Origin of the sequence: Blattabacterium cuenoti, from assembly GCF_014251695.1 — a bacterium.
GTDB classification, from domain to species: Bacteria; Bacteroidota; Bacteroidia; order Flavobacteriales; family Blattabacteriaceae; genus Blattabacterium; species Blattabacterium cuenoti_T.
This window is the reverse complement of the sequence record NZ_CP059195.1, coordinates 581,962-598,830: the sequence shown is the minus strand read 5'-3', so window position 1 is coordinate 598,830 and position 16,869 is coordinate 581,962. Positions and strand designations below refer to the sequence as shown.

At 24.8% G+C, this 16,869-nt stretch carries 13 protein-coding genes; 5 read left to right on the top strand and 8 right to left on the bottom strand.

What is annotated here, in order from left to right; translation table 11 throughout:
- Nucleotides 1-28: 28 nt before the first annotated feature.
- Nucleotides 29-997, bottom strand: coding sequence for a methionyl-tRNA formyltransferase (gene fmt, locus H0H62_RS02875; protein WP_185860688.1), 969 nt, complete (start codon nucleotides 995-997; stop codon nucleotides 29-31).
- A gap of 135 nt (nucleotides 998-1,132) precedes the next feature.
- On the opposite strand from fmt, the gene H0H62_RS02870 reads away from it, so the two are divergent.
- From H0H62_RS02870 to H0H62_RS02860, 3 genes are all read left to right on the top strand, one after another.
- Complete coding sequence (locus H0H62_RS02870; RefSeq protein ID WP_012821710.1) at nucleotides 1,133-1,366, top strand: DUF2795 domain-containing protein; 234 nt, start codon at nucleotides 1,133-1,135, stop codon at nucleotides 1,364-1,366.
- A gap of 50 nt (nucleotides 1,367-1,416) precedes the next feature.
- Nucleotides 1,417-4,707, top strand: coding sequence for a preprotein translocase subunit SecA (gene secA / locus H0H62_RS02865; RefSeq protein ID WP_185860687.1), 3,291 nt, complete (start codon nucleotides 1,417-1,419; stop codon nucleotides 4,705-4,707).
- 81 nt (nucleotides 4,708-4,788) lie between these two features.
- Nucleotides 4,789-5,304: a SanA/YdcF family protein gene (locus tag H0H62_RS02860; RefSeq protein WP_238784127.1), complete on the top strand. Its 516-nt coding sequence runs from the start codon at nucleotides 4,789-4,791 to the stop codon at nucleotides 5,302-5,304.
- Nucleotides 5,305-5,306: 2 nt separating this feature from the next.
- Here the strand turns inward: H0H62_RS02860 and menD are convergent, their stop codons facing one another.
- From menD to prfB, 6 genes are read right to left on the bottom strand one after another with little or no spacing between them, the layout of a single operon-like run.
- Nucleotides 5,307-6,986 (bottom strand): 2-succinyl-5-enolpyruvyl-6-hydroxy-3-cyclohexene-1-carboxylic-acid synthase, encoded by a 1,680-nt coding sequence (menD, locus tag H0H62_RS02855; protein ID WP_185860686.1) that lies wholly within the window; start codon nucleotides 6,984-6,986, stop codon nucleotides 5,307-5,309.
- 1 nt (nucleotide 6,987) lies between these two features.
- Entirely contained in the window at nucleotides 6,988-7,722 is a 735-nt protein-coding gene (gene fabG / locus H0H62_RS02850) for a 3-oxoacyl-[acyl-carrier-protein] reductase (protein WP_185860685.1), read from the bottom strand.
- Between the two features lie 12 nt (nucleotides 7,723-7,734).
- Complete coding sequence (cmk, locus tag H0H62_RS02845; RefSeq protein WP_185860684.1) at nucleotides 7,735-8,424, bottom strand: (d)CMP kinase; 690 nt, start codon at nucleotides 8,422-8,424, stop codon at nucleotides 7,735-7,737.
- A 5-nt stretch (nucleotides 8,425-8,429) separates the two neighbouring features.
- A complete protein-coding gene (speB, locus tag H0H62_RS02840; protein ID WP_185860683.1) occupies nucleotides 8,430-9,296 on the bottom strand; it encodes an agmatinase in 867 nt (288 codons plus the stop codon).
- Entirely contained in the window at nucleotides 9,293-10,684 is a 1,392-nt protein-coding gene (locus H0H62_RS02835; RefSeq protein ID WP_185860682.1) for a type III PLP-dependent enzyme domain-containing protein, read from the bottom strand. The genes speB and H0H62_RS02835 overlap by 4 nt, the downstream gene beginning before the upstream one ends.
- A gap of 19 nt (nucleotides 10,685-10,703) precedes the next feature.
- Nucleotides 10,704-11,798 carry a peptide chain release factor 2 gene (gene prfB, locus H0H62_RS02830; RefSeq protein ID WP_185860681.1) on the bottom strand — a complete coding sequence of 365 codons (1,095 nt, stop codon included), beginning with the start codon at nucleotides 11,796-11,798 and terminating at the stop codon, nucleotides 10,704-10,706.
- 99 nt (nucleotides 11,799-11,897) lie between these two features.
- Between prfB and clpB the strand changes: the two genes are divergently transcribed.
- Both clpB and H0H62_RS03080 read left to right on the top strand, forming a co-directional pair.
- Nucleotides 11,898-14,498, top strand: a complete 2,601-nt coding sequence (gene clpB, locus H0H62_RS02825; RefSeq protein WP_185860680.1) for an ATP-dependent chaperone ClpB — start codon at nucleotides 11,898-11,900, stop codon at nucleotides 14,496-14,498.
- A 35-nt stretch (nucleotides 14,499-14,533) separates the two neighbouring features.
- Nucleotides 14,534-14,737, top strand: coding sequence for a GTPase (locus H0H62_RS03080; RefSeq protein ID WP_238784126.1), 204 nt, complete (start codon nucleotides 14,534-14,536; stop codon nucleotides 14,735-14,737).
- 557 nt (nucleotides 14,738-15,294) lie between these two features.
- Here H0H62_RS03080 and tyrS read toward each other — a convergent pair.
- On the bottom strand, nucleotides 15,295-16,569 hold the full coding sequence (gene tyrS, locus H0H62_RS02815; protein ID WP_185860679.1) for a tyrosine--tRNA ligase: 1,275 nt from the start codon (nucleotides 16,567-16,569) through the stop codon (nucleotides 15,295-15,297).
- Nucleotides 16,570-16,869 lie beyond the last annotated feature (300 nt).

The window sequence follows — 16,869 nt, the reverse complement described above, 5'->3', positions numbered from 1 at the left end:
TATATAAAGAATAAATGATTAAAATTTTTTATCGAACGAAGAGATTTTCTCTTATTTTCAATCCGTTAATTAAATTTTTTATATACATTCTTTTTTTTCCCTCTATTTGTCCTTCGATAATAGAGATAAACCCCTCTTTAACAGATATTTTCATTTCATTGGATGAAATAATGAATATAGATCCAGTTGGAAAAGTATGGATATTCCGTATTTTTTTTACAAAAAAGATTTTAAATCTAACAAATTTTTTATTATTGAAAAATAATAAAGTCCACGCTGTAGGATAAGGACTTAATCCTCTTATTTTATTGTATATAGATTCTATAGAAGGATTACCCCATTGTATTCTACAGTCTTCTGTCGATATTTTTGGAGCATTTTTTAATAAATAAGAATCAATATGATTTTGAGAAATAGGTTTCATTTTGTTTGTCACAATATTTTCTAAAGTTTGAATTACTATAGGACCACTCATTCTTTTTAATTTTTTTTCTAATTCTCCTGCTGTTTCTTTTTTTCTTATTTTTATTTTTTTTTGTAAAATAATTTTTCCAGAATCTATTTTTTCTTCTATGAAAAAAGTTGTCAATCCAGTTTTTTTTTCTCCATTAATAATTGCCCAATGAATAGGAGCAGCTCCTCTATATTGTGGAAGAAGAGATGCATGTAAATTAAAAGACCCCATTTTAGGAAAATTCCATACTTCTTTAGGTAAAATTCTAAAAGAAACAACAATTTGTATATCTGCATTCCATATTTTTAGATTCTCTAAAAAAGAATAACTTGTAAGATTTTTAGGTTGTAAAAAGGGTATATTATTTTCTAATGCGTATATTTTTACAGGAGTAAATGCTTTTTTTCCTTTATTTTTAAAAAATTTATTGTCAGGGCTTGTAATTATTCCTACAATATTGTATTGTTTTATATATAATTTTTTTAAAGCATAAAGAGAAAAATGGTTTGAACCTATAAATACAATTTTTGGAAACTTTTTCATGCAATTTATTTGTAATTTAAATTCTCTAATTTTATCTTGTAATTTTTATGAAAAAGTTCATTGATTTTTGAAAATCAAATATATAAAATAAAATATTATTTTTTTTGATTTTTTAATAATTAAAAATATCAATATATGTATTGGACTTTAGAATTAGCTTCTCATTTAGAAGATGCACCTTGGCCAGCGACAAAGGAAGAATTGATTGATTTTGCTATTCGTACTGGTGCTCCTTTAGAAGTAGTTGAAAATCTTCAACAATTAGAAAATGGAGAAGGAGAAGTTTTTGAATCTATAGAAGACATATGGGCAGATTATCCACGTGATGACGAAGATTTTTATTGGAATAGAGACGAATATGAACTTTAAATTGTTTATTTTTTGTGTATATGATTGATTGATATATATTTTTTAATATAATGAGTTTTATCAGAAATATTTTAAATAAATTATTAGTAAATAAAAATGATAAAGACCTTAAAGAGGTTAATAAATTTTTGGTGAAAATCAAAAAAGAAGAGAAAAAGGTGTTTTTATTATCTGATGATGGATTGAGAAATAAAACTCAATATTTAAAAAATTTTATACAAGGATCTACAAAGCAATTTCATGATGAGAAAAAAAAATTATTGAGAATTATACAAGAAAAATTTTGTTCTATCAACATTTTAGAAAAACTATACTCAAATATAGAAAGGCTTCAAGAAGAATGTTATAAAATAGAACAAAACATATTAATAGATATTTTACCTCAAGCTTTTGCTATAATTAAAGAAACAGCTAAACGTTTCAAAGAAAAAAAACAACTTATCGTAATATCTTCTTCTTTTGATAAAGAATTAGCAAAAATAAAGTCTTATGTACATTTAAATGGGAATCAAGCCGTTTGGAAAAATGAGTGGGATGCATATGGAAAAAAAATAATTTGGGATATGGTTCATTATGATGTTCAACTCATGGGAGGGGTCGTATTACATCAGGGAAAAATAGCTGAAATGGCTACTGGGGAAGGAAAAACTTTTGTAGCAACTTTATCTGCTTATTTAAATTCTCTATCTGGAAGGGGGGTACATATTGTTACAGTAAACAATTATTTATCTAGAAGAGATACAGGCTGGATGGCTCCTTTAATGGAATTTCATGGATTAAAAGTTGATTGTATTGATAATTATTCATCTTCTGATGTGTCTATGCGTAAAAAAGCTTATCAAGCTGATATTACTTATGGAACAAACAATGAATTTGGTTTTGATTATTTACGTGATAATATGGCTTCTTCTAAAGAAGAGTTAGTTCAGAGAGAATTAAATTATGCTATTATAGATGAAATAGATTCTGTATTGATAGATGAAGCACGTACTCCTTTGATAATATCGGGTCCTGTAGATCCTAAAAAAGATAATAAAGAGGAATTTGAATTATTTAAAGGGAAAGTAAAAACTTTAGTAAAAGAGCAAAACATAATAGTTAATAATTTTTTACATGTAGCAAAGAATTTGATTAAGAAAGGAGAAAAAAAATTAGGTGGGTTAAAATTATTTCAAGCACATCGTGGATTACCCAAAAAAAAATCTTTAATAAAATTTTTAGGTGAAAATAATATTCGTTTGATTTTACAAAAAACTGAAAGTCAATATTATAAAGATTATGGAAGAGAAATGTATAAAGTAGATAAAGATCTTTATTTTGTTATTGATGAAAAGAATAATACTGTAGAATTAACAGATAAAGGAATTGAATTTTTATCACAAAATGTAGAAGATATAGGTTTTTTTGTTTTACCAGATGTTAATCTGGAACTAACTGATATAGAGAAAAAAAATTTGTCTAAAGAAAAAGAAACAAAGGAAAAGGAAAAAATTTTAAAAAATTTCTCTGTCAAATCACAAAGAATTCATACTATAAATCAATTACTTAAAGCTTTTACTTTATTTGAAAAAGATGTGGATTATGTTGTTTTGGAAGGAAAAGTGAAAATAGTTGATGAACAAACTGGACGTATAATGGAAGGTAGGCGTTATTCTGAAGGATTACATCAAGCTATAGAAGCAAAAGAGGATGTTCAAGTAGAATCTTCAAGTCAAACTTTTGCTACAATCACTTTACAAAATTATTTCAGAATGTATAGAAAAATATCTGGAATGACAGGAACAGCCGAAACAGAATCAGGAGAATTTTGGCATATCTATAAATTAGATGTAGTAGTAATTCCCACTCATAAAAAAATACAAAGAAAAGATTTGCAAGATCTTGTTTTTAAAACTAAAAGAGAAAAGTATAATGCTGTTATAGAAAAAATTATTTTTTTATCTAAAAATGAAAAACGTCCCATTCTTGTAGGAACTACTTCAGTTGAAGTTTCAGAATTTCTAAGTAGAGCTTTGAAATTTATGAAAATTCCACACAATGTGTTAAACGCAAAATTACATGAAAAAGAAGCGGAAATCATAGCGAAAGCAGGATTTCCTGGTTCTGTTACTATAGCAACTAATATGGCAGGTCGTGGAACTGATATTAAACTTTCAAAAGAAGTTGTTAAAAATGGAGGATTGGCTGTTTTAGGAACTGAAAGACATGACTCTAGAAGAGTAGACAATCAATTAAGAGGAAGATCAGGACGGCAAGGAGATCCAGGGGATTCTCAATTTTATGTTTCTTTAGAAGATAATTTAATTCGTTTATTTATTGATTCTGAAAGACTTTCTAAATTGATGGATAGATTTGGACATAAAGAAGGAGATATCATACAACATTCTTTATTGACAAAATCTATAGAAAAAGCACAAAAAAAAATAGAAGATAATAATTTCAGTATACGAAAACGTTTGTTAGATTATGATGATGTTATTAACAAACAAAGAGAATTTATTTATAAAAAACGAAGAAATGCATTATGTGGAAATGAATTAAGTTTAGATATTTCGAACATGATCTATTTTTTATTAGAAGGTTTGATTACTGTAAATAAATATCTCAATGATTTCAAAAATTTTGAGTATGAATTTATTCAAATTTTTGGTATGGAATTACCTATACAAGAAAATGTATTTTTATCTTATAAAGAACATGATTGTCTTAATAAACTTCATGATGAAGTTATGAGTTTTTATGAAAAAAAGAAGGTTAAAATGATTGATCAAGATATAAAACCTATTATATCTAATATTGTAGATAAAAATCATGAATTTTATCATATACGAATTGTTTTAACAGATGGATATCAAAATATAGTTTCTGTGTCCGATTTAAAAGAGTTCCATTATACAAAAGGAAAATCTTTATTATCCATGTTTGAAAAAAAAACTATATTATGTTTTATGGATGAAAAATGGAAAGAACATTTACGTGAAATGGATAGTTTACGATATTCTGTACAAAATGCTGTTTTTGAACAAAAAGATCCTCTTATTGTTTATAAACAAAACGCTTTTAACTTGTTTCAAGAAAAAGTTTATGATATAAATAAAAAAATTATTTCTTTTTTACTAAAATCCGTTATTATAATAGGAGATGTTTTGTGTTTTCCAAAAAAAAAAAATAATTTTAAAACAAATCTTTTTATGAAAGGAAAAGATAGAAAAAAATTAGGAAGAAACAATCGAATTAATATTCGTCATTTAATTACGGGTGAAACTAAAAATATTAAATTTAAACAGATAGAGTTTTTTTTAGAAAAAGGTAAATGGGTCATAGAGGATGATTCTTTTTAGATTGTGTTAATTAAAAATAAAACGTATCTTTTCTCTTATTATTTCATTTATTATATTATATTCTGTTATCTTGGAATAAGTTTGTGGTCAATAAGAAAGAGTTATGACTCTATTAATTATATTCCATATAATACATTTGGTGTAGTTTTGGGAACTTCTAAATATTTGCATGGAGGAGGAATTAATGCTTATTTTAAGCATAGAATAGATGCGGCTTGTTTTCTTTTTCATAACAAAAAAATACGTTATATTATTGTAAGTGGAGATAATAGAGAAAGAAACTATAATGAACCAAAAATGATGAAAAAGGAATTAATTAAAAAAGGCATTCCTTCTCATTGTATATATGAAGATTTCTATGGGGTTAGTACAATACATTCTATTGTTAGGGTTCATAAAATTTTTCACCAAAAAAAATTTACAATTATATCTCAAAAATTTCATAATGAGAGAGCTATTTTTATTGGAAATTGTTTAGGATTAGATGTTATTGGTTTTAATGCTAAAAGTCTTACTTTTGATAGTAAAATACAACTTAGAGAAGTTTTTGCAAGAATTAAAGCTTTGTGGGATGTTATTTTATCTTCTAATAAATAAAACTAGAAGAGATAAGATAAATATTTTTTTAAAATTTTAGCATTGTTAGATTTTTGAGTGTTTATTTCTAATAAGAAAGGTTTATTTGATTTTTTCCAAAAATATGATAAACTATTTTTTAAAGCATATTGATCGGATACTTTTTCATATTTTAAGTGATACATTTCGCATATTTTTTCTGCAGAAAAAATATGTTTTGTTTCAAAAAAATTAAATATTTTTTTGGAAAGTTTTTTTTCTGAAATAAATCTAAAAATATTTCCTCCTCCATTATTAATAAGTATAATACGAAAGTTTTTTGGAATATAATTATTCCACAAAGCATTGCTATCATAAAAAAAACTTATGTCCCCAATAATTAATGTTACAGTTTTTTTTATAATTATAGCAGAACCGATAGCCGTTGAAACACATCCATCTATTCCTGAAGTTCCACGATTACAATAAGATTTAATAGAATATTTTTTTTTATCAAAAAGTTGATAATATCTGATAATCATACTATTACCTAATTGTAGGATAGTATTATTAGGGATGGATTTGAAAACATGAAATAGAACTTTTAAATCTGAAAAACTTTTTTCTTTTTTAAAAAAAAATTTTTGTTTTTTCACTCTATCTTTTCTCAATTGTTCCCATTTTTTTCTATAATCTGAAGTAGGAGTAGATATATTATTAAAAATTTTAAAAAATGATTCTGGATTTATAGGCCAATAAGTAGTCAATTTATAATAAGTATCTGGATAATTTTTATAATGTTCACCTATATGCCAGTGATATATTGGAGGGTATTTTCTTAAAAAAAATTTTATTTTTTTGGATATAATATTTACTCCAATGGTTAATAAGATATGAGGTTTAAAACTTCTCCATTTTGTAGGTTTCATATTAAAAATAAGTTGATCTATATTTGAAAAAAAAAATTTTCCATATACATGAGATGTAGTTTCTGTGAAAATAACGATAGAAGGATCTAAACTTAGTTTTCTTAAAATTTTTTCCATGTTTTTTTCCGGATAATATAATCCTAACAGGATCATTTTTTTTTCATATTTTATCCACATATTCTGTTCTTTTTTATAATTATATGTTTCGATATAATTTTTAACAGGTATAATTTTTATTATTTTAGGTTTTACTTGTAAATGATTTGTAGTATTATAAAGTGGTTCTGAAAATGGAATATTCATATGTACAGGCTTATTTTTAATAATACACTTATTTATAGATTCATTCATTAATCGGTCATTATACCATATACCTAATTTAGATTCATCTTCTGTTAATTGAATAGAAGTTTCTACATGTTTTTGAAAAATATTATCCTGATAAATAGATTGTCCTTCAAATACATCGATAATTTCTTTTGGTCTGTCTGCAGTTACTAAAATAAGTGGAATTTTCTGATAAAATGCCTCTGTAATTGCAGGATATAAATTGACAACAGCAGAGCCAGAAGTACAACTAATGACCACTGGTTTTTTTATTTGTTGAGCTATTCCTAAAGCAAAAAAACCTGCACATCTTTCATCTACAATACTGTAAGTATTAAAATTTTTATGTTGAGTAAAATGGATAATGATTGGGGCATTTCTAGATCCTGGAGATATAATTATATTAAATATAGATTTTGCTTTTAAAATTTCACCTAAGCTTTGTACAATTTTTTTACTTGAATACATTTTAAATTAATCCTCCATTTACATTTAATACTGTCCCGGTAATATAGTTTGATAAATCTGAAGCAAGAAATAAAGTAGAATTAGCGATATCTTGAGGTGTTCCTGGTCTTTTTAATGGAATGTTTTTTATCCAATTTTCTTTTATTTTAGATTTAAAGTGAGAATTCATTTTTGTTATTATATATCCAGGAGCTATGACATTACAACGTATATTTTTTCTTCCTAACTCTCTGGCTATAGATTTTGTAAATCCAATAATTCCTGCTTTAGATGCTGCATAATTAGATTGTCCAATATTTCCTGTTATCCCTACAACAGAACTCATATTAATAATACTTCCTTTTTTTTGTTTCATCATAGGATAAATAGCATGTTTAGTTAAATTGAATATAGAATATAAATTAGTTTTAATAACATAATCCCAGTCTTTTTTAGAAATTTTAAGCAAAAAATTATCTTTTATAATCCCTGCATTGTTCACTAATATATCTATACTCCCATATTTTTTTATCACTTTTTGTACTAAATCTTCTGATGAATTAAAATTAGAAAGATCGATTTTATATGCTTCAACTAAATTTTTAAATTCAAATTCTAATTTTTTTGCTTCTTTTTTTGATGAAAAAAATGTAAAAATAACATTAGCTCCATGTTTTACAAAAGTTTTTACGATAGATTGTCCTATGTCTCCTGAACCTCCTGTAATTATAGCTATTTTTCCATTTAATAATTTCATATGATAATATGGTTATTTTTTTCTTTTATTAATTAACTGAAAGATAAGATTTAATTGTTCTTCTATGCTCATAAATGTGTTGTCTATTTCTATAGAATCTATAGATTTTGTTAGTGGAGAAATCTTTCTAGAAGTATCCATCATATCTCTATAAATCAGATTTTTTTTTACTTCTTCATAAGAGACTTCTTCTCCTTTTTTTTTTAAGTCTTGATATCTTCTGTAAGAACGAATTTCTATAGATCCTTTCATAAATATTTTTAATTCTGATTTAGGAAATACGTAATTTCCTACGTCTCTTCCATCTATAACAATTCCTTTATTTCTTCCAATATTTCTTTGCATAAGAGTTAATTTTTCTCTAATTTCTGGAATTTGAGCGATTAAACTTACTTTCGTTGTTACTTTTTCTGATCTAATTTTAGATCTAATATTTTCTTTATTTAAAAAAATATCTGTTTGATTATATTTTTTATTCCATTTTAATTTTAAACTTATCTCTTTTAAAATAGGAATAAAATTTCGTGTATTCCATAAATCACTATCAAAAATTTTTTTTTGAATGGCTAATAAAGCCACACTTCTATACATAGCACCACTATCTATATATTTATATTTTAGTTTTTTAGAAATAGCTTTTGCTAAAGTACTTTTTCCAGATGAAGAAAATCCATCTATAGCTATAATAATTTTTCGATTCATATTAATTAACTCATATTTATATGTTTATATGATAGTAATTTATAATAAAGTTTTACAGCTAGAAAATCTGTAGAAGATTCATTTTTATTAGGTAAAAGTTCAACAATATCAAATCCTATTACATTTTTATTTTTAAAAACTTTTTTCAAAAATTTTAAAGTTGTATACCATGATAAACCACCGGGTTCTGGAGTCCCTGTTGAAGGCGCTATGCTAGGATCAAAAACATCTATGTCTATACTAATAAATACATCATTAGATAATTTATGAAGCGCATTTTGCATCCATAAATTATTTTTATAAATTTCATGCATATAAAATACATTTCCTTTTTGAAGATATTTTTTTTCAACTATATCCATACTACGTATACCTATTTGTATTAAAGGATGTTTTCTGGATACTTCATACATAGAACAAGCATGATTATAAGGAGTCCCTTTATATATAGGACGTAAATCTGTATGTGCATCCATATGAAGAATACTTAAATTGGGATATTTTTCTCCAAAAGCTCTAATACTCCCTATTGATATAGAATGATCCCCTCCTATAAATGTTATGAATTTTTCTTTAAAAAGATATTTTTTTGTTTCATTATATACTTTTTGAATCATTTTTTTTGTAGAAATTGAAGAATTTATAATAGAGGGAACAATAAAAATTCCTTTTCTATAGACTTCAGAATTTGTTTCTATATCATATAATTCTATATATTTTGATGCAGATAAAAAAGCTTTTGGTCCTTTTTTAGATCCCTTTTTCCATGTTTGAGTATAATCATATGGGACTGGGATAAGCACCGTTTTAGATTTATCAAGTGTTGCGTATTTTTGCGGGATTCCCGCAAAAGTTTTGTAACTTAATTTCAATACCCTAATATTTTTAAAACTTCTTCTGGCCTTTGTGATTTACGAAATATTTTATATACAAAATTATCTTTTTCATCATGATCTATCAATATATGAATCGGTTGGGGAATTAAACAATGATGGACACCCCCATATCCACTAATTGTATCTTGATAAGCTCCAGTATTGAAAAATCCAATATAAAGCGGAATTTTTTGATGAAAACAAGGAAGATATATGGCATTCATATGTTGCTCTGAATTATAATAATCATCACTATCACATGTCAATCCTCCTAAAAAAACTCTTTCATAACAATCATTCCAACGATTAACTGCCATCATAATAAATCTACGACTTATTGCCCAAGTATCAGGAAGTGTAGTCATAAAGGAGCTGTCTATCATGTTCCATTTTTCTCTATCATTTTGACGTTTTTGATTAAGTATTTGATATAAAATACCTCCACTTTCTCCTACTGTATAAGCCCCAAATTCTGTGTAAATATGGGGTTCTGAAATATTTTCTTTTTTGCAAAATTTTTTTATTTGATAAACAATTTCGTTAGTCATATATTCATAATCGTACTTAAAATACATGGATGTTTTAATGGGAAACCCTCCTCCTATATTTAAAATTTCTAATTCTGGGGCTATTTTTTTTAATCTAGCATAGATATGCAAACATTTGAAAAGTTCATTCCAATAATAAGCAGTATCTTTTATTCCTGTATTAATAAAAAAATGTAGCATTTTTAATTCTACTTTCGGATTATTTTTTATTTTATTTAAATAAAAAATAATAATATCTTTATATCCTATTCCTAATCTAGAAGTATAAAATTCAAATTTGGGTTCTTCTTCCGATGCTATACGTATACCTAATTTAAAAGGATAATTAATAACTAAACTCAGTTTTTCTAATTCATCAGAATTATCTAATATTGGAATTGTATTATAAAAACCGTTATTAATAAGTTCTGATATATTTTCAATATAATTTTTTGTTTTAAATCCATTACATACAACTTCAGTATTTTTATTAATAATTCCTTTTTTATAAAGATTTTTAACAATTTCTATGTCATAAGCATATGAAGTTTCAATACTAATATTATTTTTCAAAGCTTCTTCTAATACAAAAGAAAAATGAGAGCTTTTTGTACAATAACAATAAGTATATTTGTTATTATACTGATTAGAATGAATAGCTTTTTCAAACCATTTTCTGGCTTTTCGTATATTTTGAGATATTTTTGGTAAATATGTAAATTTTAATGGTGTTCCATATTTTTTTATAAGATCCATTAATGGAATTCCGTGAAATTCCAATAAATTATTTTTTATAGAAAATTCCTCAGTGGGAAAATTAAAAGTTTGATCTATAAGATCAGAATAACGGATTTTCATTGAAATAAAATATAAAAAATTAATTTGTATTTTTATTTCCTGTATTATATAAAAATTGTTTTAAAAAAATATCTATTTCTCCGTCCATGACAGATTGAATTTGTGTAGTTTCATAACCAGTTCTTAAATCTTTTACTAATTTGTAAGGATGCATAATATAATTTCGAATTTGAGAACCCCATTCTATTTTTTTTTTTTGGGATTCTATTCTTTCTTTTTTATCATTTTTTTTAATGATCTCTATTTCAAATAATCTAGATTTCAATAATTGTATAGCTTTTTTCCTGTTTTGTGTTTGAGAACGAAATTCTGTATTTTCTATAGTAATTCCTGTAGGATTATGACGTAATCTTACTCCTGTTTCTACTTTATTGACATTTTGTCCTCCTGCTCCACTAGAACGAAAAGTTTCCCATTGTATATCCGACATTTTAATATCTACATTAATATGATCATTGATCATAGGATAAACATATACAGAAGAAAAAGAAGTATGACGTTTTGAATTACTATCAAACGGAGATATACGGATCAATCTATGTACTCCGTTTTCTCCTTTCAAATATCCGAAAGCATAAAGTCCATCGATCTCTAAAGTAACAGATTTAATCCCAGTAATATCTCCAGATATATGATGAATTCTTTTCACTGAAAAATTCTTTTTTTCAGCCCACATGTAATACATTCTCATTAACATGGAAGTCCAATCACAACTTTCAGTTCCTCCTGCTCCAGATGAGATTTGTAATATAGCATTAAAAGTATCTTCTTTTTCTGAAAGAATATTTTTGAATTCTATATTTGAAAGTAATTTTTTAGTTTTATATAATTGAATTTCAAATTCTTTTTCTATATTTTCTTCTTTTGAAAAAGAAAATATTATTTCTAATTCTTCAAAAGCGTTTTTTAATTCCGTAAAATCTTTTATGCATTTTTTCATATCATGTATGTATTTTATAAAATTTTTAGATTTTTTGGAATTTTTCCAAAAATTAGGATTTGATATATTTTCTTGTTCTTTTGTTATATATTCCTTTATTTTATCAATTTTTAAAATATCATAAACTTTATGAATTCTTTCTGAAATAGATTGTATCTCTTCTTTTTTTGTCATATTGCGAAAATAAATATTTTGAGATAATTAGTTTTTACAACTATGCTGATCACAAATTTTTTTTATATTATAAAATATGAACTTCATTTTTACATTTATATGAATTATAATAAGTTTACGATTAAATCACAGGAAGTTATACAAGAAGCACAACATATTGCATTAAAAAATAGTCAACAATCTATTGAAAATGCACATATTTTAAAATCTATCTTAAAAATTGAAGAAAATATAATCCACTTTATTTTAAAAAAGTTAAAAATAAATTCGCAATCCATAATTATTGGATTAGATCGTATCATTTCCTCTTATCCTAAAATACTTAGTAGACCTTTGATTCAACATTTCAGTTCATATGTTACAAAAATGTTAAATATTTCAGAAAATTATGCCAATACATTAAAAGATGAATTTATTTCTATAGAACATATTTTTTATGGAATTTTTATGAGTTTTGATGATACTTCGCAATTATTGCGAGATCAAAAAATAACAGAAAAAAAGATAAAAGAAGTTGTTGAAGAAATAAGAAAAAAAAACGGAAAAGTCATTTATCCTACTACAGAAAATATTTATAATGCTTTGTATAAATATGCAAAAAACCTTAATGAATGGGCCTATGAAGGAAAATTGGATCCTGTGATTGGACGTGATGAAGAAATACGTAGAGTTTTACAAATTTTATCTAGAAGAACAAAGAATAATCCAATATTAATTGGAGAAGCTGGTGTAGGAAAAACAGCTATAGCTGAAGGGTTAGCTCATCGTATTATTAGTGGAGATATTCCGGATAATTTAAAAAATAAACAAATATTTTCTTTAGACATGGCTTCTCTTATTGCAGGGGCTAAGTATAAAGGAGAATTTGAAGAACGTCTTAAAGCTGTAGTCAAAGACGTTACATTTTCTGATGGAGAAATTATTTTATTTATTGATGAAATTCATACACTAGTTGGTGCAGGAGGAGGAGAAGGGTCTATGGATGCCGCAAATATTTTAAAACCAGCATTAGCTAGAGGAGAACTTAGAGCTATAGGAGCTACAACTTTAAATGAATATCAAAAATACTTCAGAATAGACAAAGCTTTAGAAAGAAGATTTCAACAGGTATACGTAAATGAACCTTCTATCAACGATGCAATATCTATATTACGTGGAATTAAAGAAAAATATGAAAGTCATCATAAAGTAAGAATAAAAGATGAATCTATTATAGCTGCTATAGAATTGTCTAAACGTTATATTAATGAACGTTTTTTACCAGATAAAGCTATAGACCTTGTAGATGAAGCGGCTTCTAAATTAAGAATGGAAATAAATTCAAAACCAGAAAAATTAGATATATTACATAGAAAAATTATGCATATGGAAATACAAATAGAAGCTTTAAAAAGAGAAAATGATGAAAAACAATTAATTCCTTTAAAAAAAGAATTATATCAATTAAATGAAGAAAGAATGCAATTACAAACACAGTGGCAAAATGAAAAAGATTTAGTTGAAGGGATACAAAAAGCTAAAGATAAAATAGAGAATTATAAATTTGAAGCTGAGCAAGCAGAAAGGTCAGGAAATTATGGAAAAGTGGCAGAATTAAGATATGGGAAAATAAAAGAAAAAGAAAACAAAGTTAAAGCGTTGGAAAACGAATTAAAAAAACAAGAAGATAAGGGGAAAAAAATGATACAAGAAGAAGTTTATAAAGAAAATATAGCTCAAGTAGTATCTAAATGGACTGGAATTCCGGTTACTAAAATGTTACAAAGTGAAAGAGAAAAATTATTATTTTTGGAAAAAGAGTTACATAGAAGAGTGATAGGACAAAATGAAGCTATTCAATCTATAGCAGATGCTATCCGACGTTCTAGAGCTGGATTACAAGACGAAAAAAAACCGATAGGATCTTTTCTTTTTATGGGGAGTACAGGAGTGGGAAAAACAGAATTAGCTAAAACTTTAGCAGAATATTTATTTGATGATGAGAATAATATGGTTCGGATAGATATGAGTGAATATCAAGAACGTCATTCTATCAGTAGATTTATAGGTGCTCCTCCTGGATATATAGGGTACGATGAAAGTGGACAATTAACAGAAGCTATACGTAGACGTCCTTATAGTGTGATTTTATTAGATGAAATAGAAAAAGCTCATTCAGATGTATTAAACATTCTTTTACAAATTTTAGATGATGGAAGATTAACTGATAATAAAGGAAGAACGGTAAATTTTACAAATACAATTATTATTATGACTTCCAATATTGGATCAGATATTATACAGGAAAATTTTGATCAAGAAATTTCTTATAACAGAATGGAGGCAACAAAAAAAACTTTAATAGATTTGTTAAAAAATGTTGTTAGACCTGAATTTATTAACCGGATAGATGAAATTATTTTGTTTAAACCTCTTTCTAGAAAAGAGATCAAAGATATTGTAAAATTACAAATGAAAAAATTAGGAAATTTATTATATAATAAGAAAAATATTTATATAGAATCTACTAATGAAGCTATAGAATATTTATCTGAAAAAGGATACGATCCTCATTTTGGAGCTCGTCCTTTAAAAAGAGTGATTCAACATGATATTTTAAATAATCTATCCAAAGAAATAATACAAGGAAAAATACAAAAAAATCAGAGAATCTTAATAGATTTTTTTAAAGAACAAGGAATTGTATTTAGACAATCATAAAAAATTGACAATATTAATATTTAAAATTATAATAAGTGATTCATAAATCCGGTTTTATTATTATTAATATCATAGGATATCCTCATGTTGGGGAATCTACCTTAATGAATTCCCTAGTGGGAGAAAAGTTTTCTATAATAACAAAAAAACCACAAACCACTCGTCATAGAATATTAGGAATTATTGATAAATATAATTATCAGATTATATTTTCTTATACTCCTGGAATAAATGATTGATCCTATTTATCCCATGCAAAAAATTATGATGCAATATTCAGAATGTAAAAAAATCATTAGAAGATGCAGATATTATTTTACTCACTACAGAAATAGGAAAATTGGAATATGTTTCAATATTTAATTATATTAAAAAAAAATGTTCCTATTATCATATTAATTAATAAAATAGATAAAATAGGTACATAATTTATAAAAAGTACATTATATTATACCATTAACTATTGGCATAAATATCTTCCTTAATATTACCAATATCTGCATTAAAAAAAATAAATCAATATTTATTAATGAATAAAATTATATCTTTATTATCTGAACATACACCTTATTATCCAAAAGATTATTTAAGGAATAGACCTGAACGTTTTTTTGTAAATGAAATAATTAGGTAAAAAATATTTTTTTTATATAAAAAAGAAATTCCTTATTCCGTAAAAATACATACTAAATTTTTTAAAAAAAATACTTTTATAGTATATATACTATCATATATATATGTAGAAAGGACATCTCAAATATGATTATAAAAAATTAAAAGAGTTTGGATATTAAATTCATTCAATTTTTATAATAAAAAATTCTTTTTTTCCAAATTGGAACAAAAGATATTTTTTTCCTATCATATTTTCTTTATTTATCAGAATATTTTCTTTTACAAGAATTTTATTTAAGTGAATTGAATTTGCTTTTAAAGCACGATTTGCTTCACTTTTAGAAGAGAAAAACCCACTTTTTTTTAAAATATCTAATAAAAAAATTCCTTTTTTAAAGTCATCATAAGATAAAATCATATGTGGTATATAATTGTATATAGAAATAAAAGTTTTTTCATCCAATAATTGAAAAGGATTATTTTTTTTTTCAAATAATATATTCGTGATTTCTATCATCTTTTTTGAAATTTTATTTCCATGAACCCATTCAGTTATTTCATTAGCTAATTTTCTCTGTAACAATCTTTTATTTGGACATTTTCTATGTTCTAAAATTAAATTTTCAATTTTATCTTTAGAAAAAAAAGTATATATTTTTATATATTTTTCAATTTCTAAATCAGAAATATTCATCCAAAATTGATAAAATTTGTATGGAGATGTTTTTTTTTCATCCAACCATATATTTTCTTCTTTTTCACTTTTACCAAATTTCATTCCATTAGATTTTACGATTAAAGGAAAAGTAATTCCATACGCTTTTTTTCCTGTTTTTTTTCGAATTAATTCTATACCTGTCGTAATATTTCCCCATTGATCAGATCCTCCAACTTGCAATTGGCAATTTTTTATTTTATTTAAATACAAAAAATCATATCCTTGTATAAGAGAGTAAGAAAATTCAGTAAAGGATATTCCGTTTTTCTTATTATTAATTCTTTTTTTTACAGAATCTTTAGATATCATGTGATTTACAGTAAAATGGTTCCCTATTTCACGAATAAAATATAAAAAATAAATATTTTGAATCCAATCTAAGTTATTTAATAATTCTATTTTCTCTGAATAAAAATTCAAAAGTCTTAATATTTGATTTTTTATAGATTCCGTATTATTTTGCAAAATTTCTTGACTTAAAAAGATTCTTTTATCTTCTTTTTCGGAAGGATCTCCTATAAAACCTGTTGCTCCACCAATTAATGCTAAAGATTTATGTCCCTTTTTTTGAAAATGAATTAATAAAATAATAGGTAAAAGACTTCCTATGTGCAAAGAATTAGATGTTGGATCAAAACCTATATACATGGTTATAGGTTTTTTTAATTTATTTTCTATACCAGGAACTTTGTTTTTAATTAAACCTCTCCATGAGAGTTCATCAATAATGTTTTGCATATAAGAAATAATAATAATTTTAGCTTATCCGATTATGATTAAAAAAATTGCAATATATAATTTATTTACTTTTTTTTTTAGTTTAATTCATGTCATTTTTAGCGCTCTTTGTTTTAAAACAGTTTTTCCTTTTATATTAAAAATATATGTTTTTTTATTACCTGTAAATGGTCTATTTTTTATTGTCTATTTATTTGTAAAAAATAAATATAAAAACATTACATCTATTTATATATTATGTAGTATAATGAAATTATTTTTCAGTATTTTTATTTTTTTTTGTTCAATCATTGATTGTAA